Annotated in this window: 20 protein-coding genes; 8 read left to right on the top strand and 12 right to left on the bottom strand. The window is 64.1% G+C overall.

The window, feature by feature from the left end; genetic code table 11:
• The first annotated feature begins 35 nt into the window (after positions 1-35).
• Together ypfJ and ACZ1JX_RS07295 are read left to right on the top strand one after the other, a co-directional pair.
• Positions 36-893, top strand: a complete 858-nt coding sequence (ypfJ, locus tag ACZ1JX_RS07290) for a KPN_02809 family neutral zinc metallopeptidase (RefSeq protein WP_465126087.1) — start codon at positions 36-38, stop codon at positions 891-893.
• Between the two features lie 157 nt (positions 894-1,050).
• Positions 1,051-1,644 carry a hypothetical protein gene (locus tag ACZ1JX_RS07295; protein WP_465126088.1) on the top strand — a complete coding sequence of 198 codons (594 nt, stop codon included), beginning with the start codon at positions 1,051-1,053 and terminating at the stop codon, positions 1,642-1,644.
• 9 nt (positions 1,645-1,653) lie between these two features.
• Here the strand turns inward: ACZ1JX_RS07295 and ACZ1JX_RS07300 are convergent, their stop codons facing one another.
• The 4 genes from ACZ1JX_RS07300 to sdhC all read right to left on the bottom strand — a co-directional run bounded on the left by ACZ1JX_RS07300 (position 1,654) and on the right by sdhC (position 5,150).
• Positions 1,654-2,364 carry a hypothetical protein gene (locus ACZ1JX_RS07300; RefSeq protein ID WP_465126089.1) on the bottom strand — a complete coding sequence of 237 codons (711 nt, stop codon included), beginning with the start codon at positions 2,362-2,364 and terminating at the stop codon, positions 1,654-1,656.
• A 123-nt stretch (positions 2,365-2,487) separates the two neighbouring features.
• Positions 2,488-4,299, bottom strand: a complete 1,812-nt coding sequence (gene sdhA, locus ACZ1JX_RS07305; RefSeq protein WP_465126090.1) for a succinate dehydrogenase flavoprotein subunit — start codon at positions 4,297-4,299, stop codon at positions 2,488-2,490.
• Positions 4,300-4,302: 3 nt separating this feature from the next.
• A complete protein-coding gene (gene sdhD / locus ACZ1JX_RS07310) occupies positions 4,303-4,686 on the bottom strand; it encodes a succinate dehydrogenase, hydrophobic membrane anchor protein (protein ID WP_465126091.1) in 384 nt (127 codons plus the stop codon).
• A gap of 38 nt (positions 4,687-4,724) precedes the next feature.
• The gene (gene sdhC / locus ACZ1JX_RS07315) at positions 4,725-5,150 is read right to left on the bottom strand and encodes a succinate dehydrogenase, cytochrome b556 subunit (protein ID WP_465126092.1); all 426 of its coding nucleotides are present in this window, start codon (positions 5,148-5,150) and stop codon (positions 4,725-4,727) included.
• 156 nt (positions 5,151-5,306) lie between these two features.
• Here sdhC and bla point away from each other — a divergent pair, with 156 nt between their 5' ends.
• The 3 genes from bla to ACZ1JX_RS07330 all read left to right on the top strand — a co-directional run bounded on the left by bla (position 5,307) and on the right by ACZ1JX_RS07330 (position 7,997).
• On the top strand, positions 5,307-6,167 hold the full coding sequence (bla, locus tag ACZ1JX_RS07320) for a subclass B3 metallo-beta-lactamase (RefSeq protein WP_465126093.1): 861 nt from the start codon (positions 5,307-5,309) through the stop codon (positions 6,165-6,167).
• A 10-nt stretch (positions 6,168-6,177) separates the two neighbouring features.
• Positions 6,178-7,134, top strand: coding sequence for a 50S ribosomal protein L11 methyltransferase (locus tag ACZ1JX_RS07325; protein ID WP_465126094.1), 957 nt, complete (start codon positions 6,178-6,180; stop codon positions 7,132-7,134).
• A 65-nt stretch (positions 7,135-7,199) separates the two neighbouring features.
• Positions 7,200-7,997, top strand: a complete 798-nt coding sequence (locus tag ACZ1JX_RS07330) for an enoyl-CoA hydratase/isomerase family protein (RefSeq protein WP_465126095.1) — start codon at positions 7,200-7,202, stop codon at positions 7,995-7,997.
• On the opposite strand, the gene ACZ1JX_RS07335 is transcribed toward ACZ1JX_RS07330, so the two are convergent.
• From ACZ1JX_RS07335 to recN, 5 genes are read right to left on the bottom strand one after another with little or no spacing between them, the layout of a single operon-like run.
• A complete protein-coding gene (locus ACZ1JX_RS07335) occupies positions 7,982-8,485 on the bottom strand; it encodes a CinA family protein (RefSeq protein ID WP_465126096.1) in 504 nt (167 codons plus the stop codon). The genes ACZ1JX_RS07330 and ACZ1JX_RS07335 overlap by 16 nt on opposite strands.
• Before the next feature lie 4 nt (positions 8,486-8,489).
• Positions 8,490-10,556, bottom strand: a complete 2,067-nt coding sequence (ligA, locus tag ACZ1JX_RS07340) for an NAD-dependent DNA ligase LigA (protein ID WP_465126097.1) — start codon at positions 10,554-10,556, stop codon at positions 8,490-8,492.
• A complete protein-coding gene (locus ACZ1JX_RS07345) occupies positions 10,553-11,260 on the bottom strand; it encodes a GNAT family N-acetyltransferase (RefSeq protein WP_465126098.1) in 708 nt (235 codons plus the stop codon). Before ACZ1JX_RS07345 ends, ligA begins: the two co-directional genes overlap by 4 nt.
• Positions 11,247-11,630 (bottom strand): putative quinol monooxygenase, encoded by a 384-nt coding sequence (locus ACZ1JX_RS07350; RefSeq protein WP_465126099.1) that lies wholly within the window; start codon positions 11,628-11,630, stop codon positions 11,247-11,249. Before ACZ1JX_RS07350 ends, ACZ1JX_RS07345 begins: the two co-directional genes overlap by 14 nt.
• The gene (gene recN / locus ACZ1JX_RS07355) at positions 11,627-13,291 is read right to left on the bottom strand and encodes a DNA repair protein RecN (protein ID WP_465126100.1); all 1,665 of its coding nucleotides are present in this window, start codon (positions 13,289-13,291) and stop codon (positions 11,627-11,629) included. The genes ACZ1JX_RS07350 and recN overlap by 4 nt, the downstream gene beginning before the upstream one ends.
• A 147-nt stretch (positions 13,292-13,438) precedes the next feature.
• Here recN and ACZ1JX_RS07360 point away from each other — a divergent pair, with 147 nt between their 5' ends.
• The 3 genes from ACZ1JX_RS07360 to ACZ1JX_RS07370 all read left to right on the top strand — a co-directional run bounded on the left by ACZ1JX_RS07360 (position 13,439) and on the right by ACZ1JX_RS07370 (position 16,457).
• On the top strand, positions 13,439-14,350 hold the full coding sequence (locus ACZ1JX_RS07360; protein ID WP_465126101.1) for a UDP-2,3-diacylglucosamine diphosphatase: 912 nt from the start codon (positions 13,439-13,441) through the stop codon (positions 14,348-14,350).
• Positions 14,347-15,411, top strand: coding sequence for a glycosyltransferase family 4 protein (locus ACZ1JX_RS07365; protein ID WP_465126102.1), 1,065 nt, complete (start codon positions 14,347-14,349; stop codon positions 15,409-15,411). The genes ACZ1JX_RS07360 and ACZ1JX_RS07365 overlap by 4 nt, the downstream gene beginning before the upstream one ends.
• Before the next feature lie 89 nt (positions 15,412-15,500).
• Positions 15,501-16,457, top strand: a complete 957-nt coding sequence (locus tag ACZ1JX_RS07370) for a DUF481 domain-containing protein (RefSeq protein ID WP_465126103.1) — start codon at positions 15,501-15,503, stop codon at positions 16,455-16,457.
• A 10-nt stretch (positions 16,458-16,467) separates the two neighbouring features.
• Here the strand turns inward: ACZ1JX_RS07370 and ACZ1JX_RS07375 are convergent, their stop codons facing one another.
• The 3 genes from ACZ1JX_RS07375 to ACZ1JX_RS07385 all read right to left on the bottom strand — a co-directional run bounded on the left by ACZ1JX_RS07375 (position 16,468) and on the right by ACZ1JX_RS07385 (position 21,555).
• Complete coding sequence (locus ACZ1JX_RS07375) at positions 16,468-17,274, bottom strand: outer membrane protein assembly factor BamD (RefSeq protein WP_465126104.1); 807 nt, start codon at positions 17,272-17,274, stop codon at positions 16,468-16,470.
• Between the two features lie 51 nt (positions 17,275-17,325).
• Positions 17,326-17,760 (bottom strand): RrF2 family transcriptional regulator, encoded by a 435-nt coding sequence (locus tag ACZ1JX_RS07380; RefSeq protein ID WP_465126105.1) that lies wholly within the window; start codon positions 17,758-17,760, stop codon positions 17,326-17,328.
• A 402-nt stretch (positions 17,761-18,162) separates the two neighbouring features.
• Positions 18,163-21,555 (bottom strand): glycosyl hydrolase, encoded by a 3,393-nt coding sequence (locus tag ACZ1JX_RS07385; RefSeq protein ID WP_465126106.1) that lies wholly within the window; start codon positions 21,553-21,555, stop codon positions 18,163-18,165.
• Positions 21,556-21,561 lie beyond the last annotated feature (6 nt).

Here is a 21,561-nt window from a genome sequence, read left to right on the forward strand (position 1 = left end):
GCTTGTCCAGTCGCAATTTCAAAAAGGGTGAAGCTATGCGGCTCGACGATTTCGACAATTCCATCAACGTCGAAGACCAGCGCGGCGGGGGCGGTTTCCCGCTCGGCGGCGGGGGCAAGGTCGGCTGCGGCTCGATCGTGATCGCGCTGATCGCGGCGGTTGTCTTCGGGGTGGACCCGATGCAGATGCTCGGCTCGATGCAACAGGGACATGTCTCGGCACCGGTCGAACAGCAGGGAGGCGCGTCGGTGGCCGAAAGCTGCACGGTCAACGAATTCAGCAAGGAAAGCTGCAACGCGCTGTCATCGCTCAACAAGACCTGGGGGCCGCTGTTCAAGCAGGCCAACATTCCCTTCGAGGCACCCAAGCTGGTGTTCTATGCGCAGAACGGCAATTCCGGCTGCGGCGCGGCGCAGAGTGCGATGGGGCCGTTCTATTGCCCTAGCGACGGCGGCATCTACATCGACACCGACTTCTACAGCGAAATGGACCGCCAGATGGGCGCAGGCGGTGATTTCGCCCGCGTCTATGTGATGGCGCACGAATACGGCCACCATATCCAGAACCTGCTCGGCACGTCAGACAAGGTGCGCCAGTTGCAGCAGCGCAGCCCGAGCCAGGCCAACCGCTACTCGGTTGCGCTGGAACTGCAGGCGGATTGCTACGCAGGCGTCTGGGCAGGCCGCAACCGTGACCGCATCGAGGCGGGCGACATCGAGGAAGGCATGCGCGCCGCGCACCAGATCGGCGACGATACCCTGATGAAGGCTGCGGGACGCCGTCCGGTGGAAGATGCCTTCACGCATGGCAGCGCGGCGCAGCGGATGCAGTGGCTGCGCAAGGGTCTGGAGACAGCCGACGAGGACCAGTGCGACACTTTTGCCGCGCTCTGACCGCAGTCGTTAACATTAATTCACGGAACCGAAAGGTCCCCTGTGGCTTCATCCGCTAAACAGGGGAAGAAATATGAAGTTCACCAAGGCCCTTCGGTTCGCAACGATACTGCCTTGCACGCTCGCTGTCGCCTTTCCTCTTTCCGCACAGACTGCGGTGTCTGAGGAAAAGGTGACGGCGGGCGATGTGGTTACAAAGCCTTTGTCGGACTTCAACATCAAGAAGGACGAAGTGCCCGAGGTCCTCGTCGCTGCGCGGCAGAAGCCCTATGCACTGACCGGCCTGAAGAAGTGTCCGGCTATTGCGGCGGAAGTCGCGAAGCTCGATGCGGTCCTGGGGGACGACATCGACGTTGCCCGAGACGATGGCAATTCGACGATCAGCATGGGCAATATCGCCAAGTCGCTAGTTGGCTCTCTTATTCCCTTCGGTGGCGTGATCCGCGAGATCAGCGGGGCCAATGCCCAGCAGCGCAAATGGAACGAAGCGATCTACGCAGGGTCCGTCCGCCGCGCTTTCCTGAAGGGCGTGGGCGAGCAGCGCGGCTGCAAGTACCCCGCCCGCTCGGCCACGCCGAAGGACGTCTCCGCCCTGTGGGCCGCGCGCGACGCGGCAGAGAGCAAGGGCAACGCCGCGAAGAATGGCGAAGACAAGAAGGACGAGGACAAGAAGGACGGCAAGGGCAAGAAGGACAGCAAGTCCGAGCCGACCCGCTTCGAAAGCAGGCCGGTCGTCCAGCGCACACCCTAAGGGCTGAGATCAGCCCTTCGCCTTCAGCTTGGCCATCTCGGCATCAAGCTCTTCAAGGACCTGCTTGCGGATCGAATCGGAGAGCGACTTGTCCCGGGCGATTTCCTCGCGCGCCTCGCGGATGCCCTTGAGGGCTTCGGCCATGGCGTGCTTTTCGATCTCGGCTTCCGTGCCGCAAGTGCGGATGCGCACGCGGGTGACCTTGCCGTCGCGCTCTTCGGAGGTATCGACATCCGAAAGCATGGCCTTGCCCTTGCAGCGATCTCCGGTTTCCGTGACGATGTCGGTGACGCCGTTGTTCTCGCCATCGATCACGATCACGCGCTGCTGCATCCTGCGCTCACCCTTACCCGCCATGGGCGGCACCGGAGGTACGGGAGGAATGCCTGCCTCGGCGCGTGCGATCTTCGCCTCGACATCGGCATCGGACATCGCCTTGTCGCTCTTGAACACGAAGGTCTTGCCATCGCGGGTGACGGTGCGCACGTATTCCTGACCATCCGATCCGCCATGCTTTTCGACGATGACGATCTGGTGCGCCATGCCCGGTTCGGGTGGCGCAGGAGGGGCAGGCGGTGCCGGAGGAGCGGGTGGCACTGGTGGTGCTGGCGGCGGTGGCGGCATGTCCGTCATGCCTTGCGCCATGGCTCCGGCCGCCGTGACGACCAGCGCAGCACCGGCAATCAGCGCCACCTTCGAATGCTTCCAACCGTTCTTCATCGAACTGCCTCCCCAGGCGGCCCATTTCGAAGGGCCCAAAATGACTGATGCCGAGGTATCACACCCCGGCATCACATCATTTCATCATCGACGAACCGCCAGTCCCGATGGACCAGCGTCAGGTCAGTACACGCGCTTTTTGGGCTTGATGTACTCGACGTCGTCGGTGAGCGTGTATTCGTGGACCGGACGGTAGTCGAGCTTGACCTCGCCGCCCTTGCCGCCCCAACCGTTGAACCAGGCTGCGGTGTGCTTCATCCACTCGGCATCGTTGCGATCGGGGAAATCCTCGTGCGCGTGAGCGCCGCGGCTTTCCTTGCGGTTGTGGGCCGAATGCATCGTCACCGAGGCCTGGCTGATCAGGTTGTCCAGTTCGAGCGTCTCGACCAGGTCCGAGTTCCAGATCAGCGAACGGTCGGACACGTGGATGTCCTCCATGCGCTTGTAGGTGTTGGCGAGCTTGACCTTGCCTTCGGCCATCAGCTCATCGGTGCGGAACACTGCGGCGTGGGCCGACATCGTGCGCTGCATCTCGATGCGCACTTCCGCCGTGGGCGAGCCGCCCTTGGCGTGGCGGAAGTGGTCGAGGCGGGTCAGCGCGAGGTCGGCGCTGTCCTTGGGTAGCGAGTTGTGCGAGGTGCCCGGCTTGATCAGTTCCTTGAGGCGCAGACCGGTTGCGCGGCCGAACACGACAAGGTCGATCAACGAGTTCGAGCCGAGGCGGTTGGCGCCATGGACCGAAACGCAGGCCGCTTCACCCACCGCGAACAGGCCGGGGACGACCGTTTCGGGGTTGCCGTCGGCACCGATGGTGACGACTTCGCCATGGTAGTTACAGGGGATGCCGCCCATGTTGTAGTGGACGGTCGGAACCACCGGTAGCGGCTGACGCGTGAGGTCGACGCCAGCGAAGATCTTGCCGCTCTCGGTAATGCCCGGAAGACGCTCGGCCAGTACGCCTGCATCGATGTGATCGAGGTGCAGGTAGATATGGTCCTTGTGCGGGCCGACGCCGCGACCTTCGCGGATTTCCATGGCCATCGAACGCGACACGACGTCACGCGAGGCGAGGTCCTTCGCCGACGGGGCATAGCGCTCCATGAAGCGCTCACCCTCGGAGTTGGTGAGGTAACCGCCCTCGCCGCGCGCGCCTTCGGTGATCAGCACGCCAGCACCGTAGATGCCGGTCGGGTGGAACTGGACGAACTCCATGTCCTGCAGCGGAAGACCTGCGCGCAGGACCATGCCGCCGCCGTCACCGGTGCAGGTGTGGGCCGATGTCGCAGTGAAGTACGAACGGCCATAACCGCCGGTTGCCAGCACGACGGCGTGGCTGCGGAAGCGGTGGATCGAACCATCGTCCATGCACAGCGCGATCACGCCACGGCATTCACCGTTCTCCATGATCAGGTCGATGGCGAAGTATTCGATGAAGAAGTCCGCGTCGTACTTCAGCGACTGCTGGTAGAGCGCGTGGAGCATGGCGTGACCGGTACGGTCGGCTGCGGCGCAAGTGCGCTGGACCGGCGGGCCTTCGCCCATGTTCTGCATGTGGCCGCCGAACGGGCGCTGGTAGATCGTGCCTTCGGGGTTTCGGCTGAACGGCACGCCGGCATGCTCGAGTTCATAGACCGCAGCCGGGGCTTCGCGCACCATATATTCGATGGCGTCCTGGTCACCCAGCCAGTCCGACCCCTTGACGGTGTCGTACATGTGCCAGGTCCAGTGGTCCGGCGAGTTGTTGCCGAGCGAGGCGGCGATGCCGCCCTGCGCCGCCACAGTGTGCGAACGCGTCGGGAAGACCTTGGTGATGCAGGCAGTGCGCAGGCCAGCCTGGGCAGAACCCATGGTGGCGCGCAGGCCCGAACCGCCGGCACCGACGACGACAGTATCGTAGGTGTGGTCGATGATCTTGTAGGCAGGCTGAGTCGTCATGTCTTATGCGCCCCCGAGCGCAATGCGCAGAACCGAAAGAATGCCGAAGGCGGCAGCCGCGAAGGGCACGATGTTGACCAGCAGCCAGGCTGCGATCTTGCCACCTTCCTCGTGAACATAATCCTCGAGCATGACCTGCACGCCCATACGGGCATGAGTGAAGGTGTTGATCATGATCAGGATCATCGCGATTGACGGCAGCGGCCGGGCGACCCAGCCACGCACGGTGGCGTAGGCATAGTCGGGCAGCAGCGCGAGGCTGACGAGGAGGAACGAGATCAGGACGAGGTTGCCGACGGCGGTGAGCCGCGCGGTGAGCCAGTGATGCGTTCCCTGATGGCTGGAGCCCAGCCCGCGAACGCGGCCAATGGAGGTGCCGTTACCCATGGGTTTTAGCCTTCCTTGCTATGCAATCGTGCCGGCGCTCAGCGCAGCAGCACGAAAGCCCAGAATGCGATGGTGAGAAGGATCGAGATGACGATCGTCAGGCTCGACCAGCGGGCGTTCGTCTCAAGCTCGTAGCCTGCGCCGATGTCGAGAATCAGGTGACGGATGCCCGATGCGGCGTGCTGGAAGAAGGCCCAGGTCAGGCCGACGAGCACGACCTTGCCGAGAATCGACGTCACGGCCTGAAGGCCACCGCCTGTGCCAAGCCAGACGTAGTCCAGGAAGGTCTGATAGGCTTCCGCCCCGCTTGCCAGAGCACCGATCCACCACAGCAGCAGCCCGAGTCCTGCGAATGCAAGGCCGTTGCCGGTGACGCGGTGCAGGATCGAAACCAGCATGGCCGGGCCCCAGCGCCAGATCTGGAGATGCGGAGAAATCGGCCGTGCCTTGCGCGCCTGCGCCATGAACATACCCCCTCGACTAGGTATAGGAACGCAAGGGTACCCCTGCGATGAATGCCGAGTCCTATTAGTCGAAAAGACCGCCCACGCAAGCGTATGCGGGATGTAAAAAAGGACAGCCGGTTGCGCTTGCGCAGGACGGTGCCTAGACGCACTTGCATGAGCATCACCCTTGCCGTCCTCGCCGCCGCAACCGCAGCGGCACTCACCCCGGCAGACCCAGCCGCCGCGCGCGCAATCGTCCACCAGTGCGAGGGTAAGGAAAGCTTCTCCGACCCTGCCTCGCCTGCCCGCATCTTCGGAAACGTCTGGTACGTCGGCACCTGCAACGTCACTGTGCTTCTGGTCACCGGACCGCAGGGGCACATCCTTGTCGATGCCGGCATGGAAGACTCGGTGCCCCAAGTCCTCGCCAACATCCGCAAGCTGGGCTTCAATCCGAAGGATATAGGCCTGATCGTTTCAAGCCACGAACACTTCGACCACATTGGCGGCCTCGCGTCTTTGCAGAAGGCGACAGGCGCTCGCTTCGTCGCGACGTCCGATGCGGCGAAGGTCATCCGCAGCGGCAAGGTCAGCCCTGCCGATCCGCAGGCGCAGGAGATTCATGGCAGCCGCCCTGCCCGCGTCGACTTCATCCTGAAGACGGGTGACGTGTTCAGCGTCGGCCCCCTCAAGATCACTGCCTTCGCAACACCCGGCCACACCGAAGGATCGACCAGCTGGCACTGGAAATCGTGCCAGGGGCAGGACTGCCGTACCATCACTTACGTGGACAGCCTGACCGCTTTGCCACTGGGCACTTATCGCTTAGCCGATCATCCTGAGCGCGTGGCGATGTTCCGCAGCACCTTTGCGCAAGTCGAAGCGCTGGAATGTGGCATCCTCCTTACGCCGCACCCTTCCGCCAGCGAGATGTTCGCGCGAATGAGCGGGAAGCAGCCGCTGGACGACCCAAAGGCTTGCAAGACGCTGGTGGCCGGAGCGCGCGACCGTCTCGAAAAGGCCATGGCAAAGTGAGTGCGGCGAAATGAGCTGGAAAGTCACCGTTTTCGCCCCGCGCGACATCATTCAGGCCGCGCTGATCGCGCATGAAGACGCTTGGGACTGGGACCACGACATCGTCATTGCCGGCAGCGAGATCGCAGAGGACAAGCCCGACGACTGGCAGTTGGAGGCCTGGCTCGACCGCAAGCCGACCAAGGCCGACCAGAACGCCATTGCCGACCTGTTCGAGGGCACACCGCCAAAGCTGCATGTCGAGAAGCTGCCTGAAACCGACTGGGTGACGCTGAGCCAGCAGGGCGTCGAGCCGATCCGCGAGGGCGTGTTCCATGTCCACACGCCGGAGTATCCTCAGCTGAATCAGCCGGGCGTGCGCGACTTCGTGATTCCCGCCAGTCAGGCCTTCGGCACCGGCCAGCATGCGACGACCGCCGGGTGCCTCGCCATGCTCACCCACATGAAGCGGCAAGGTGTGACCGTGCGCAATCTTGCCGACATCGGCACCGGCACCGGCCTTCTGGCTTTCGCAGGCCTGCACCTGTGGCCCACCGCCCGCGCCATCACGAGCGACATCGATGCGGTGTGCGGGCCGGTGGTGGCGGAGAACGCTGCAAACAACGGCGTGCCAATCGGCGATGGCAGCGGGCGCATGGCCATGGTCATCGCGGCGGGGATGGATCATCCGCTGCTGGAGGCGGCGGGGCCTTATGACCTCCTGATCGCCAACATCCTTGCCGGGCCGCTGGTCGAGCTGGCTCCGGAGTTTGCCCGTGCAGTAGTGCCCGGCGGCAGCGTGCTGCTGGCCGGTCTGCTCGAGACTCAGGAGGCGACGGTGCGCGCCGCCTATCGCAAGGCAGGCTTGCGGCTTGCGGCGCGGATGGTGCGAGGCGACTGGTCGATCCTGTGGCTGCGGCGGCGGGCTGGTGGGCGCGTGCGCTCGAGCCGGGTCGGTGTCCTGCCGGAGTGGTCGAAGCGCTGGTAAGGCGCGAAGGCACTTGTGCATCGCGCGCTCTCGCTTAAGCATTCGGTTAAAGTGGGAGATCAGAGATGGGCTACGAGACCTTCACTGTCGAAAAGCGTGGGGCTGCGGAGTGTGTGACGCTCAACCGGCCCGAAGTGCTCAACGCCATTTCGCTGCAGATGGTGCACGAACTCAGCGAATATTTCGGCAAGCTGTTCCATGATCGCGAGACCCGCGTGGTGGTCCTGCGCGGGGCTGGCAAGGCGTTCTGTGCTGGCCTCGACATCAAGGAGCGTGCGGAGAACCGCGAGCAGATTCCATTTGCGGGCGGGTACAGCTTCCAGGGCTATCTCGCGGACGTCTATATCAGGATGCGCCGATGCCCGCAGCCGATCGTGAGCCTGGTTCATGGGGCAGCCTGCGGCGGCGGCTTCTCGTTCGTGCTGGCATCCGACATCCGCATCGCGGGCGAAAGCGCGAAGATGAATGCGGCCTACATCAAGCTGGGGCTCTCGGCCTGCGACATGGGCTGCAGCTATTTCCTGCCGCGCCTTGTCGGCACTTCGGTGGCGAGCGAACTGATGCTGACCGGGCGCTTCATCCATGCGCCGCGCGCGCTGGCGACCGGACTCGTCTCTGAGGTAGTGCCGGACGACCAGCTCGAAGCGGTGGGGCAGACTTATGTCGACGACCTGTTGGCGGCCTCGCCAATGGGGCTGCGGATGACCAAGGAAGGGCTGAACCTTGCCATCGATGCACCCAGCCTCGAAGCGGCCATGGCAATCGAGAACCGCAACCAGCTGATGACCTCGGCCAGCCCGAACTTCCGCGAGGGAATGCAGGCTTTCCTCGAGAAGCGCAGGCCGAACTACGTGGTGGAGTGAGCCGCCAGCGTATCGCGCAACAGGATCAGCGCGGCGCGGGCAAAGACCTGCATGTTGGCCAGGCGGTCGTCGCTTTCGTTGACGACGACGGTCGAATCCTCGATCCCACCGGGCCCGACGAGGCCGATGGCACTTGTCCCCGAGGCTACACCGAGCGGATGTGCGCTGCCGCCTGACGCGCCGGTTTCGGCAATGCCCCAGTCCCCCCCGAGCCGCTCGCGAATCAGGCGGGCCTGCGCGAGCGCATAGGGTTCGGTCGCCGAGGTGAAGCCGCGCAGCGAACCAGGCTCGTGGCCCAACGCGATGCGGCGGCCTTTCAGCGAGTAGATCACCGAGCCGCCAAGGAAGAAGGCCGATGCGCCCGGCATGGCGAGGAGGCTCGCCGAAATCAGGCCTCCAGTCGAACCGTCGACGACCGCAATCGTCTGCTTGCGCGCCTTGAGCAGTGCGCCAGCCTCAGCGCCGATTCCAGCCAGTTGTTCGAGCATGTCGTTATCCTGCTTGTCTGACGATCTCGGCCCATGCCGCTTCGTCGATCACGTCTATTCCGAGTGCTGCCGCCTGTTTCAGCTTCGATCCCGCACCCGGTCCGGCGACGACAAGGTCGGTCTTGGCCGAAACCGAACCTGCAGCGCGGGCGCCGAGAGCTTCGGCCTGGGCCTTTGCTTCGTCGCGGCTCATTGTCTCAAGCTTGCCGGTGAACACGATGGTCTTGCCGGCAACCGCGCTGTCCTTCGTCTCGACCACGTAGGGTGGCGGCGTGACTTCCGAGAGCAGATCCTCCCAGACGGCGACGTTGTGGGGTTCGTGGAAGAAGTCGCCTAGTGCCTCGACAACGACGGGGCCGACACCCTCGATCGAGAGCAAGTCCGCAGTCGCATCGCCGCCTTCGCGCGCCGCGACTGCAGCGTCGCGCAGAGCAGGCAGCGTGACGAACCGCTTGAGCAAATCCCGCGCCGTGACCGCGCCGACGTGCCGGATGCCGAGTCCGAACAGGAGGCGCGCAGCGTCGGGTTCGCGCTTGGCTTCTATGGCGGCGAGCAGATTGTCGACCGACTTGTCCTTCCAACCCTCGCGCCCGACGATATCGCTGCGGCGTTTGCGCAGGCGGAAGATATCGGCGGGACTCTCGAGCCAGCCCAACTGGAAGAACTCTATGATGGTCTTCTCGCCCAGACCTTCTATGTCAAGCGCGGCGCGGCTGACGAAGTGCTTGAGGCGCTCGACGCGCTGGGCGGGGCAGATCAGGCCGCCGGTGCAACGGACGTCGACTTCGCCTTCCTCGGCCACGGCTTCGGACTGGCATTCGGGGCAATGGTCGGGGAAGTGGTACGGCTCGCGCAGGGTGTCGCGCGTCAGGTTCTCGACGACTTGCGGGATCACGTCGCCTGCGCGCTGCAAGACAATGCGGTCGCCGACGCGAAGACCGAGGCGGCCGATCTCGTCGCGGTTGTGCAAGGTGACGTTGGTGACGGTTACGCCGCCAACCAGCACCGGCTTGAGTCGACCAACAGGCGTCAGCTTGCCGGTACGGCCGACCTGAATATCGATAGCTTCGAGCGTGGTTTCTGCCTGTTCGGCGGGGAACTTGTGGGCGATACCCCAGCGCGGAGCCTTGGCGACGAAGCCAAGGCGTTCCTGCCAGTCGAGCCGGTCAACCTTGTAGACCACGCCGTCGATGTCATAGGGCAAATCGGCGCGCTGCTCCCCGATGGAGCGATAGTGCGCTACCATCTCTGCCGCCGACGAGCAGCGCACGAGAAGAGGCGAAACCGGCACGCCCCAGTCCGCGATCTTGCGCATCATCTCGAACTGGGTGACAGCCGGAACCTCGCTCGCCGCGCCCCAGCCATGGGCGAGGAAGCGCAACGGGCGGGCGGCGGTGACGGTCGCGTCCTTCTGGCGAAGCGATCCGGCTGCAGCGTTGCGCGGGTTGGCGAAGACTTTGTCGCCCGCCTCGGCCTGACGCGCGTTGAGGGCGAGAAAGTCGGCCTTGGCCATGTATACCTCACCGCGAATCTCGAAGACGGCGGGTATGTCGAACAGCCCTGCCCCCTTCAGTTCCTGCGGAATGTCGGCAATGTGTGCGACGTTGGCGGTGACATCCTCGCCAACCTGCCCGTCGCCTCGCGTTGCAGCGCGGACGAGCCTGCCGTTCTCGTAGCGCAACGAGCAGGACAGACCGTCGATCTTGTCCTCGGCGGTCATCACCACTTCGGCACCTTCCGGCAACGCCAGGAAGCGGCGAACGCGGGCGACGAAGTCCTCGACCTCCTCGTCGGTAAAGGCGTTGTCGAGGCTCATGATGCGAACCTCGTGCGTCACCTTGCCGAGCGGAGAGGATGCAACTTCGTGGCCCACTTGCGCGCTCGGGCTATCGGGCCGGATCAGGTGCGGAAATGCGGCCTCAAGCTCGGCATTGCGGCGAACAAGCGCGTCGTATTCGGCGTCGGAAATCTCCGGCGCGTCCTCGGCATGATAGAGCCGGTTGTGCTTGGCGATCTGCCTCGCGAGCCGCATCAACTCATTGGCGGCTTCGGCTTCGGAGATATCGGTCATTGCACAGGTCCAAGGAGGGTAGCGACCATTTCGCGGCGGGGGCGGAAGCCGAGGCTTTCATAGAGGCGAATGGCCGACGCATTGGTCGCGTAGCTGTGGAGATAGGGCAATTCCCCGCGTACGGCCATACCCGCCATGACCTTGCGGATCAGGCGGGCGGCGAGGCCCCTGCCCCGGAACTCGGGCCAGGTGCAGACGCCGCTCACTTCGGCAAGGTTGGCAGCAGGGCGCATGCGCTCCCCGGCCATCGCGGCAAGCCTTCCTTCGATGCGAATTCCATAAAACTGGCCGTATCGCCATGTTTCTGACGCCCAAGGGCCTGGCTCGGTCGCAAGCGCCAACTCTGCCATCTCTGCCGCATCATCGGACCCGAGGGGGATTATCTCCTTATCGTCGAAAGGGACAATCGGCCCGTCAGCGATCATCTGGAGCAGCGGGGCTACGCGCAGCACTTGCAGGCCCGCAGGTGCAGGCATCGCCTTGGCTTCGACCAGCCAGATTTCTCCGCCAACAAGGTATTCGGCAAGTTCGGCTTCGCGGCCCGGTTCGGCGGAAGCGAAAGGGCCGTAGGCCGGGTCGAGACGGCGCACAGCGCCTTGCCCGACATCGAGAGACTTCTGCGGGCCTCCCAGCGAGTTCCAGACAGGGCGATCAAGAACGTCGAAGGCGGTACTCTGCATCACGTTGACGTCAGTGCTTGCCACCAGCAGGCTCCACTTCAGCCCGGGCGCCAAAGCCCGCGATGATCGGGCGGGCCCTGCGGATGGCTTCCTGCACCTGGGGCAGCGCGAGGCTGGCCTTGTGCGAGGCTTCGTCCTTCCACACCTCGGTGATCCAGATGCTGTTCTCGTCCGCCTTGTCGCGCCAGATCTGGTAGGCGAGATTGCCGGGCATGGTGGCGCTGCCTTCGGCCAGGTAGCCGATCAGCTCTTCGCGCTTGCCCGGAGCGGCAAGCATCTGGCCGATGATGGCATAGACGTTTTCGGTGTCGATCTCTTCCAAGGCCGTGACCTTCGTGGGCAGGAGCAATGCCGCAGCGGCACTGCCGAGAAACATGCGGCGTTCGAGCATCATGCGCGCTCAAGCAGCCGGTCCGCCTGCGCGCGCGCTTCAGCGGTGACTTCCGCGCCGGACAGCATGCGGGCGATTTCCTCCTTGCGGGCGGCGGCATCGAGCAGGCCGACCGAGGTACGGGTGACGGTGCCTTCGGAGGACTTTGCGATCATGTAATGCCGGTCTCCGCGCGCGGCGACTTGCGGGCTGTGGGTGACGGCCAGCAGTTGACCACCGCTGGCAAGGCGCGAGAGACGCTCGCCAATGGCGCTGGCGACGGCACCGCCCACGCCACGGTCGATCTCGTCAAAGATGATCGTGGCGGCACCGCCCTCTTCGGCCAGCGCGACCTTGAGCGCGAGGATGAAGCGGGAGAGTTCGCCGCCTGAGGCGATCTTGCCGAGCGGTGCAAAATCCGCGCCGGGGTTGGTCGAGATGAGAAACTCCACCGCATCCATGCCGCCAGCACCCCAACGGTCTTCGGGCAGACGCAGGACTGCGGTGTGGAACTTCGCGGCGTCGAGCTTCAAGGGCGCGAGTTCGGCGGCGACCGCCTTGTCAAGGCGGCGGGCGGCTTCGGCGCGCTGGACTGACAGCGTTTCGGCCTTGGCCTGATAATCGAGGGCAGCCTCGCGGGCGGCGCGTTCCAGCCCGGCGATCTGCGCCTCTCCCCCTTCGATGGCATCGAGTGCGGTGCGCATCTCGGCCATCTTGTGGGGGAGTTCGTCGACCGTGCAGCCATGCTTGCGGGCGGCGGCGCGCAAGTCGAACAGGCGGGTTTCTATACGATCGAGCAGTGCAGGATCGTGCGCAAGGGCCTCGGCGGCGCGGGCAAGCTTGTCCTCTGCCTCGCCCGCTTCGATGACGGCACGGTCAAGCGCTTCGAGCGCGTCGGTGAGCAAGGGGTGTTCGGCAGCAATGCGATCGAGGCGCCGCGCAGCGCTGCGCAAGGTGGCGAGCGCGGAATCCGAGCCTTCCCATAGCCGCTGCAACTCGACGAGATCGCCCGATAGCCGCTCGCCCTTCTGCATGTCGGCGCGCTGGCCCGCAAGTTCCTCTTCCTCGCCGATCACCGGCGCAAGCGCCGTCAGTTCGGCGAGGTGAGCGAGAAGCAGATCCTGTTCTTCGGCAGCGCGGGTAACTGCAGCGCGAGCGCTTTCGAGAGCGTCTTCGGCGCGGCGCCACTTGATCCAAGCCGCTTCGACGCTGCCCGAATCCGCCCCGGCGTAGCGGTCAAGCAAAGCACGGTGTCCGCGGGCATTCACAAGGCCGCGATCATCATGCTGGCCGTGGAGTTCGACAAGGCTGCGGGCAAGCTCGCGCAGGAGGGCGACGCCGACTGGCTGGTCGTTGACGAAGGCCTTGGAACCGCCATCGGCACGGACGCGGCGCTTGACGATCAAGGGTTCGCCCGGCTCGACGTCCACTTCGGCTTCGGCAAGCGCCGAGCGGATCGCGGGCGGGAGGCGGTCAAATTCGAAAGTGGCGGTGACGCTGGCCTGATCCTCGCCCGCACGGACCAGGCCGCTGTCGGCGCGATCGCCGAGCACGAGGCCAAGGGCATCGAGCAGGATCGACTTGCCCGCGCCGGTTTCGCCCGTCAGCACGCCCAGCCCGCCGGCAAAGCTGAGATCGAGCGCCTCGATGAGTACGACGTTGCGGATCGACAGGCTGGTGAGCATCGCGCGATTCTCTAGCCGGTTGTGTGGCGCTCGTCCACGCAAGGCTGACGTCTTCGTTCACCACTTGTTTCATTGCAGTGACACAGTGCCACACGCGCGCAACGCGAATCCGGCAGGGCCTTATCCGACATGGAGAAAGGTTCGCTGATGGCATCCCGTGCGAAGCTAGACGGCAAGTCGCCGTTCAAATCCGCCGCCGATCTGGTTTCCTCGGCTCCCGCGTGGCTCGACTTGCCCGAACCACGCGGCTTCCGGCCCAAGCGCAAGTACCGCACGGTGTGGATTTCCGACGTCCACCTTGGCACGCGTGGCTGTAACGCCGCGCTGCTGCTGGATTTCCTAACCGCCATCGAATGCGAGACGCTGTATCTTGTCGGTGACATCGTCGACGGATGGCGGCTGAGCAAGGGGTGGTACTGGCCCGACGCGCATAACGAAGTCATCCGCAGAATCCTCAAGATGGCGCATCGCGGCACTCGGGTGATCCTCATCGCCGGCAATCACGACGAAATGCTGCGCCCCTATGCCGGCATGAGCTTTGGCGGGGTGGAACTGGCTCTGGAGACGATCCACGTGACCGCGGACGGACGCCGCCTGCTGGTGACCCATGGCGACGGTTTCGACGGTGTGGTGCTCTACGCCCGCTGGCTCGCCTTCCTCGGCGACAAAGCCTATTCGCTGCTGCTGCGGGCGAACGTGCTGTTCAATGCGGTGCGCCGCCGGATGAAGATGCCGTACTGGTCGCTTTCGGCCTATCTCAAGAAGAAGGTCAAGAACGCGGTCCAGTTCGTCTGCGATTTCGAGGAAGCCGTGGCGCACGCCGCGCGCGACATGGGCGTGGACGGGGTGGTCTGCGGCCACATCCACTGCGCCGAGATCCGCCAGATCGGCGACATCACCTATTACAACGACGGCGACTGGGTCGAAAGCTGCACGGCTTTGGCTGAAGATTTCGATGGTGCGATGTCGATCATCGACTGGGCCGAGGAAACGCGCCGGACCGTGGCGCTGAAGGCTGTACTCAAGCCCATCCCGCAACTTGAGGAGGAACCCGCATGAGGATCGCCATCTGCACCGACGCCTGGCACCCGCAAATCAACGGTGTTGTCCGCACGCTGGCAGCGACGGTCGACCGGCTCATCGCGCGTGGTCACGAGGTTGAGCTGGTCACTCCAAGCCAGTTTCGCACGATGCCGTTGCCTGGATACAGCGAGATCCGTCTGGCGATGCTGCCGCGTTTCGGCACCCGTCGCACGCTGTCAGACTTCGCGCCCGAGGTGGTCCACATCGCCACCGAAGGCCCGATCGGCTGGAGCGCTCGGAGCTGGTGCAAGGCCAACGGCGTGCCGTTCACCAGTGCCTTCCACACGCGATTCCCGGAATATGCAGCTGTGCGCACAGGCCTGAGCGTAAACCGCTTCTGGCCGTTGATGCGCCGATTTCATGGGCCGAGCCGGGCGGTGCTGGTCTCCACGCCAAGCCTTGCTGACGAACTGGCTCAACAGGGAATCACGCAGACGCGGCTGTGGACTCGCGGCATCGACCGGGATCTATTCGTGCCGGGGCATGAGCCGCTGCCCGAGCTGGCGGACTTGCCGCGACCGATCCTCCTGAACGTTGGCCGCGTGGCGATCGAGAAGAACCTTGTGGCGTTTCTCGAGGCAGACGTGCCGGGAACGAAGGTCGTCGTGGGCACAGGGCCAGATCTGGCGCGGCTGCAAGCGCGCTTCCCCGACGCGGTGTTCCTTGGCGCACGGCATGGAGAAGAACTGGCGCGCGCCTATTGCTCGGCGGATGTCTTCGTCTTCCCAAGCAGGACCGACACGTTTGGTCTGGTGATGATCGAGGCACTGGCTTGCGGCCTGCCCGTCGCGGCATATCCTGTGCCGGGTCCGCTGGATGTGGTCGGTGCCAATGGGCATGGTCCCGCCGATGACCTGCCAATGCAGATCGGTGCGGTCGACGAAGACCTTGCACTCGCCATCCACAAAGCGCTGCGCTGCGACCGGATCGCTGCAGCGGTTCAAGGTGCGCGCAACAACTGGGACCGTGCGACCGACCAGTTTCTCGCAGCGGTGAGCCAAGCCGTCGAACCGGTCAAAGAGATGGAACACGCCTGACCATGATCACGATTACCTCATGATAACAGAGCATTGCCGACAAAGCGGTAGAAAGGCCGAGCACGCGCGTGTTAAGGGCGCGCAATGGAATGGTCTCACTCATGATTGGCATTGCAGGACTATCGGCAGCCATCGTCGCGGCGGCCGCAGCGCCAGTTGTAAGCGATGCAGCGTTCCCAGCAGGCGTAGCAGAAATGATCGACGCGGCGCTGTCTTCGGGCGATCAGGCCGAAGTCGAGGCGGTGCTGCGCGCGGCGCGGCGTGCATATCCTTCGGCTGGCGAAGCGATCGAACAGCGCGTCGCCGCGTGGAAGGCAACGCGATTGGTGTCGGCTACCGCGACTGTCACAGCTGAGCCGGTCAAGACCGCAGATTCCGCCTCGGAGACGCCCGCGCAGACACGTTTGGTCAAATGGACCGGCGAAGGCGAGGCCGGGGCCTTTGCCAACACCGGCAACGCACCGGGGATCGGACTGGTCGGCGGGTTCAAGTTGCTAGTCGAAGGGGCGAACTGGCGGGTCGGCACGACGGCACGGGCCGACTATCAGGAAACTGACAGCGTGGTGACGCGCGAGCAGTACCGCTTCTCTGCCGAACCCAACTACAAGTTCGATGATCGCGGGTATCTCTACGGGCTCGGCCAGTATGAGCAGGACCGCTTTCAGGGCTTTGCTTCGCGCTACAGCATCTCGGGAGGCCTCGGCTACAGCGTGCTGAAGGACGAAGGCGCGAAGCTGAGCATCAAGGCAGGGCCGGCATGGCGCGTCACCAATGCCGTCGGTGGCGAGCGAGAATCGGTCGTGGCAGGTCTTGCCTCGCTGGAAGCCAAGGTGAAGCTCGGGTCTGGCCTCGAGTACAGCCAGGATGCCAGTGCATATGTAGATGCGCAGGGCAGCACGTTCTACACGCTCGCCGCGCTCGATTCGCGTCTGATCGGCAAGCTCAAGGCGCGGCTGTCCTACATGGTTCAGCACGAAACCGCCCCGGAACTAGGGCGGCTGGGAACGGACACGACCAGCAGGCTAACGCTGGTTTACGGCTTCTGAGAGACCGGCTTCAGACCGCCTTGGTGCCCGGAGCGTACTTGTTCATCAGCTCGTAGGAGCGCTCGTACCACTTGCTGCCGGGATAGTTGGTGCCGAGGACTGCAGCAGCCTTTTGCGCTTCCTCAGGCAGGCCCAAGGTCAGGTAGCTTTCCACCAGACGATAGAGAGCTTCGGGCGCGTGGCTGGTGGTCTGGTACTTCTCCGCGACCGTGCGGAAGCGCAAGGTGCCCGCGAGCCACTTGCCGCTGCGCTGGTACATGCGCCCGATTTCCATCTCCTTGCCCGCAAGGTGATCGTTTATCAGGTCGATCTTGAGGCGCGCGTCGGCGGCATAGTCGGTGTTGGGATAGCGGCGGACCAGCTCGTTCATCGCGGTCAGCGCCTGCTGGGTGATCTTCTGGTCACGCGTAACGTCCGAGATCTGCTCGTAATAGCACAGCGCGACGAGGTAGTAGGCGTAAGGGGCGTCCTTGTTGCCGGGGTGGATCGACAGGAAGCGCTGCGCCGACTGGACCGACTTCGAATAGTCGCGCGCTGCGTAATAGCTGAACGCGCTCATCAACTGGGCGCGGCGGGCCCAGGGCGAATAGGGATGCTGGCGTTCGACTTCATCGAAGAGCGCGGCGGCCTGCTTGGCATCGCCGCGATCGAGGCGGTCCTTGGCAGCGGTGTAGAGCGTATCAACGTCACGCGCGACGTAGGCCACGTCCTTCTTCTTGTTTCCGCCGCCTGCACAACCGGCAGTGACGCCCATGGCGACGGTGGCTGCAGCAAGGACGGCGAAGCGCATGGAGCGGCGCATGTCGAGGACGTTCATGCCGACCCTATAGCCAGCCGGTTCCTGAACGCCAAGTGAAGTTACTGCGATTTACGCCTCGGCGAAGGGCGCTTCGACCGCGATCGGATCGGCAAGGGTAATCCTGTCGAGAATCGCGGCCGTTTCGTCACGAAGTTGCAGCATGAGACCGCGCAGGCGGCACTCGGCCTCGGGCAGGCAATTTGTGCAGTGCTCATGGGCGTTGCGTGCGGCGCAAGGGACCAACGCGAGGCTCCCGCGAGTGAGTCGGATAATGTCGCCATAGCGAATGTCGACCGGCGGAAGCGCGAGTTCGTACCCACCATCCCTGCCGCGATGCGAAATGACGATGCCTTCGCGCGCCATTTCCGAAAGGATCACGGTCAGAAATTTGCGCGGAATATTCTGTGCTTCGGCAATCGCATCCAGGCGCACCGGCCCCTGGCCGAAGGTGTCGGCAAGGTGTTGCAGAGCCCGGATCGAGTATCGCGTCTTTTGCGAAAGCATGGGAAAGACATGAACACTCGCGCGCGAATGTCAACGTGGGCGGTAGAATTACCTGTTCAGGCGCCTCCGTATGCACGGACACGCGCTGCCACGGCGCAATGCGGCACTGGGAAGCTGGCTTAAAGGAGTTGCCTTCAGTGGACGATTGCGGCGACGAACGTGACGCGTCCGGCCAACCCGGAATTTCCAGATTGGGCGCCACACGCCCGTCTCCTCAGCAGGACCGGGCGTGTGGCGAAATTGCCTGGGTGCGACCCGTCAGGCTCTAACTGCCGAGCCGACGCATTCCCATGAAATCGAGGTGGGCGCGATATGTATCTTCGACATGGTATGCTTCGATTTTGGCTACGCCAATAACCGTGAGAGCACCCACCTTTCGGGCGTGGCACTATCTGCCTCGGTTCACCTCTGCCCTTCGAGCGTCACCGGACCAATCAAGCCGGACGGGCGCAGCGGGGCATCAGCGGAGTACGTCGGGATCGCGGTCCACGTTACTTTCGTCGCGCCAGCTTGCGCATCGCCGATCAGGCGGTTGACCCAGAGGTTGGCAACCTTGACCTCGATGGCGTTTTCCCCCTTCTTCACGAAGGCCGAGACATCGACGCGATAGGGCTTGTGCCAGGCATATCCGGCGTGGCGACCGTTGACGGAAACCTCGGCGATCTCGCCGACCTCGCCGAGGTTGATCCACAGCGACTGACCGGGCTTCGCGCCTTTGGGCAAGGTGAATGTCGACGAATAGGTGGCAAGGCCGGAGAAGTACTTCACCCCCGGATCGGCCTGATCCGTCAGCGATGCGAGCTTGGGCAGCGTAAGCGACGGGGGCGCGCCGCGACCGGGTTGCAGGGCGACTTTCCACGCACCCCCAAGGGTCGACAAGGTTACGGGAGCGAGCTTCTTGATCGCCAACGCATCGGCCACGGCAGGCTTGCGGAACACGACAAAGACCGAACCTTCCGGCTCGAGGTCAAGCGGCACGATCGTCTGGCCGTTCTCGATGCGGTAGGAGACGGCTTCGGTGCGGCCGGTGTCTGCGTGCCACAACTCGGGCTGCTTGCCTGTGACGCGGAAGCGGGCTTCTACGGTTTCTGGAGCCGCCTTGCGGTTGTTGAGGAACCAGACTTCGCCATCGCTGACCGCCCGGTGTACGAACAGAATCTCGGCATCATCGGACTTGCCGGCAAGCACGAGGTCAGGCGCCACTCCCGCGCCTGCGAGTGCATCATCGATCGACGATGAGGCTATGACCTGACCCGTGCCGACCCTCGTCGTCGGAGCACCGCTCCAGAGCTTGCCGACGAGCGCCGCGAACTCGGCCGGATCATCGCCCAATGCTGGCGATGCAACCGGTGCCTTGCCGACAAGCGTGGCCCCGGCCTCGACCAGTGCCGCAAGACGACGCAGCGTGGGCAGGGTCATCTTCTGCGACGACCCGCCAAGCTGGATCGCCTTGTAGCGCGCTCCCCCCTTGCTGACGACTTCGCCCCCCTGCACTTCGACCGCATCGAACAGCGCATCGCGGTTGATGAAGTCCCATGCGTGGACCTTGGGCGCGTCTGCGATGGGCTTCTTGCCGTAGAGCGCGGTTATCGGGCCCTCTTCGCCATAGAAGTAGGCAACATCGGCAACGTTGCGACCTGCCTGCAGCAGCAGCGAGGAACGCGCCATGTAGTCGACCCATGGCCGGGCCAGTTCCGCCCAAGCTTCATGCCGGTTGAAAAACTGGCCAAAGATCATCAGCGACACGCCCGGCACCTTGTCGTCGACCGGTTGGTGCACCGAAGTGTGGACGACAGGCCGGTTGATACCGCTGGCAAATTCGAGGTCGATGATCCGCCGCAATTCGTTGGGCGCGTAAGCCCATGGGGCGAGCGCGGAGGTCATTGATTCTGCCGCTACGAGGTTCTGGCCGTAGATATGCGCGACCGAGGCCGCGCCCTTCATGTCCGCGATATAGCTGGGGTTCGGGCCGGTCTTGCGGCCGAATGTCCACAGCGCCGCCATAGGCACGTCCGCGTGCGACCGCATCGCGATGTCGTCCCCAAGCGAGGGGCGGTTGTCTTCCAGCGCTTCGCCATAGACCTTCAGCCCGTTCTTATGCGCGACCTTGGCGACTGTGCCGTAGTGCTCCGACGCCATAAGATCGGCCAGCGTCTGGCGGTAATCACGAAGGAAGCGATCCGACTGTTCGCGAGTGCCGATGAGCACGCCTGCCAGGGTCGGAAGGTACGGCGTCGGATCGTAACCTCGCAGGCGTTTGAACTGCTCAACCATCTTCGGCGTCCAGTTCGCTGCGCCGACCTCGATTGAATCGGTCAGGATCGCCCTCACCCCGCGCTTGCCGATCAGGTCGGGCCCGGCGGCGTCGCGATACATGCCGATGTAGTGTTCAAGATAACGGCGCACGGCAGCGCCGTCGAACTTGTCGACTTCGAGTCCCGTGGCTTCGGGCGGCGCAGGGTGGTTGGTAGTCCCGAGCAGGCTCGCGCCGAGGCGGATGATGCGCCAGTTGCCCTTGGGCGGCGTCCAATCGAGCGAGCCGTCGCTCTTGAGCTTCGACGTCAGGTCGATGACCTTGGCTGGATCGATGCCGATCGTGCCGCTCTCTGGAACTGAAAGGGCGTCATAGTCCTGCACGACTGCGAATCCGGCCTTGCTTTCGAACTGGTCGATCTGCGGTTCGGACGAGAGGCGGAACTGGCGGATGTCGAAGGGCGCGCGGGCGGCGGCGGCCATCATCTCGACAAAGCCACCGGCGGGTGCAAGGCCGGGCACGGGATCGCCCATGTTGGAGCCGCTGAACGGCAACGGGGCCAATACAAGACGGAAATCTTTCGCGATTACCGGTGCGAAGCCGACCGTCGAAGGCGCGGCGGTGATCGGGAAATCCGCAATCTTGCGCCAAGTCTGCCCGTCATCGCTCGCTTCGAGACTGGCTGCGACGGTGGGGCCGGAGAAAATGCCCTTGGCGCCGGGAATGGCGATGGTTGCAGAGTGAATGGTTTGTGGCTTTGCGTAGGTCGCGGTCAGAGTAGTCGGCGCTTCTGGCGTTCCGCGCGGGACAGTCACACCGCTGAGGAGAGAACTGTCGGACAAGACCGCGCCATCGAGCGCTTTGCCGGCCGAAGCATACGTCGGCACCGCTTCGAAGGTGCCAATATCTGGTAACGCGAACACAGCGATGTCGCGGTAATGCTCCGGTGCCTTGAAGCCATGCTCGCCCGTCAGCGCTGCAAGCGGATCGGAGATCGGCATGTCGAGAAACGGGCCGGTTGCAGTAGGCGGCGGCACGAGCTTGCCAGTGAAGCGCTTCCCCCCCTTTAGCCGCGTCTCACTCCAGACGACCTTCTTCAACCCATCCTCGGCCTTGACCCAAGGCCCGCCGGTTTCCGACCAACCCGGCGAGGCGGCAATCGCAAGTTCGAGGCCGAGCCGGTCGGCTTCGGTGGCGGCAAAGTGGAAGGCGTCCTTCCATTCGGGCGTCATGTAGACGAGGCGCTTGTCGACCACCTGGGGGGTATCGAGTCCGGCATCGAAGTTCTGCAGACCACCGATGCCGACGCGCTTCATCCACGCGAGGTCCTTGGCGATGCCGTCCTTGGTGACGTTGCCGTTCATCCAGTGCCACCAGACGCGGGGGCGCGCTTCCATCGGCGGATCCTGGAACTGCTGTTCGAGGGTGTCAGCAGGGCTAGCCGCCTGCGCAGGCGCGGCGCTTTGGGCATATGCTGCCGGAGTGAGCAACGTGGTCGTGGCAAGGATCGTGGCGACCGTCAGGCCCCGGCGAATGGTCATGCTGCT

This window comes from Novosphingobium sp. BL-A-41-Hi4A-0G, from assembly GCF_055521735.1.

Bases quoted from the DNA above. Each gene is read 5' to 3' on its own strand.
- ypfJ (WP_465126087.1), top strand. From the start codon at position 36: ATGCGGCTCGACGATTTCGACAATTCCATCAACGTCGAAGACCAGCGC.
- bla (WP_465126093.1), top strand. From the start codon at position 5,307: ATGAGCATCACCCTTGCCGTCCTCGCCGCCGCAACCGCAGCGGCACTC.
- sdhA (WP_465126090.1), bottom strand. From the start codon at position 4,299: ATGACGACTCAGCCTGCCTACAAGATCATCGACCACACCTACGATACT.
- ACZ1JX_RS07330 (WP_465126095.1), top strand. From the start codon at position 7,200: ATGGGCTACGAGACCTTCACTGTCGAAAAGCGTGGGGCTGCGGAGTGT.
- sdhC (WP_465126092.1), bottom strand. From the start codon at position 5,150: ATGGCGCAGGCGCGCAAGGCACGGCCGATTTCTCCGCATCTCCAGATC.
- ACZ1JX_RS07350 (WP_465126099.1), bottom strand. From the start codon at position 11,630: ATGATGCTCGAACGCCGCATGTTTCTCGGCAGTGCCGCTGCGGCATTG.
- ACZ1JX_RS07380 (WP_465126105.1), bottom strand. From the start codon at position 17,760: ATGCTTTCGCAAAAGACGCGATACTCGATCCGGGCTCTGCAACACCTT.
- ACZ1JX_RS07335 (WP_465126096.1), bottom strand. From the start codon at position 8,485: ATGCTCGAACAACTGGCTGGAATCGGCGCTGAGGCTGGCGCACTGCTC.
- sdhD (WP_465126091.1), bottom strand. From the start codon at position 4,686: ATGGGTAACGGCACCTCCATTGGCCGCGTTCGCGGGCTGGGCTCCAGC.
- ACZ1JX_RS07385 (WP_465126106.1), bottom strand. From the start codon at position 21,555: ATGACCATTCGCCGGGGCCTGACGGTCGCCACGATCCTTGCCACGACC.
- ACZ1JX_RS07375 (WP_465126104.1), bottom strand. From the start codon at position 17,274: ATGAACGTCCTCGACATGCGCCGCTCCATGCGCTTCGCCGTCCTTGCT.
- ACZ1JX_RS07325 (WP_465126094.1), top strand. From the start codon at position 6,178: ATGAGCTGGAAAGTCACCGTTTTCGCCCCGCGCGACATCATTCAGGCC.
- recN (WP_465126100.1), bottom strand. From the start codon at position 13,291: ATGCTCACCAGCCTGTCGATCCGCAACGTCGTACTCATCGAGGCGCTC.
- ACZ1JX_RS07370 (WP_465126103.1), top strand. From the start codon at position 15,501: ATGGTCTCACTCATGATTGGCATTGCAGGACTATCGGCAGCCATCGTC.
- ligA (WP_465126097.1), bottom strand. From the start codon at position 10,556: ATGACCGATATCTCCGAAGCCGAAGCCGCCAATGAGTTGATGCGGCTC.
- ACZ1JX_RS07360 (WP_465126101.1), top strand. From the start codon at position 13,439: ATGGCATCCCGTGCGAAGCTAGACGGCAAGTCGCCGTTCAAATCCGCC.
- ACZ1JX_RS07300 (WP_465126089.1), bottom strand. From the start codon at position 2,364: ATGAAGAACGGTTGGAAGCATTCGAAGGTGGCGCTGATTGCCGGTGCT.
- ACZ1JX_RS07365 (WP_465126102.1), top strand. From the start codon at position 14,347: ATGAGGATCGCCATCTGCACCGACGCCTGGCACCCGCAAATCAACGGT.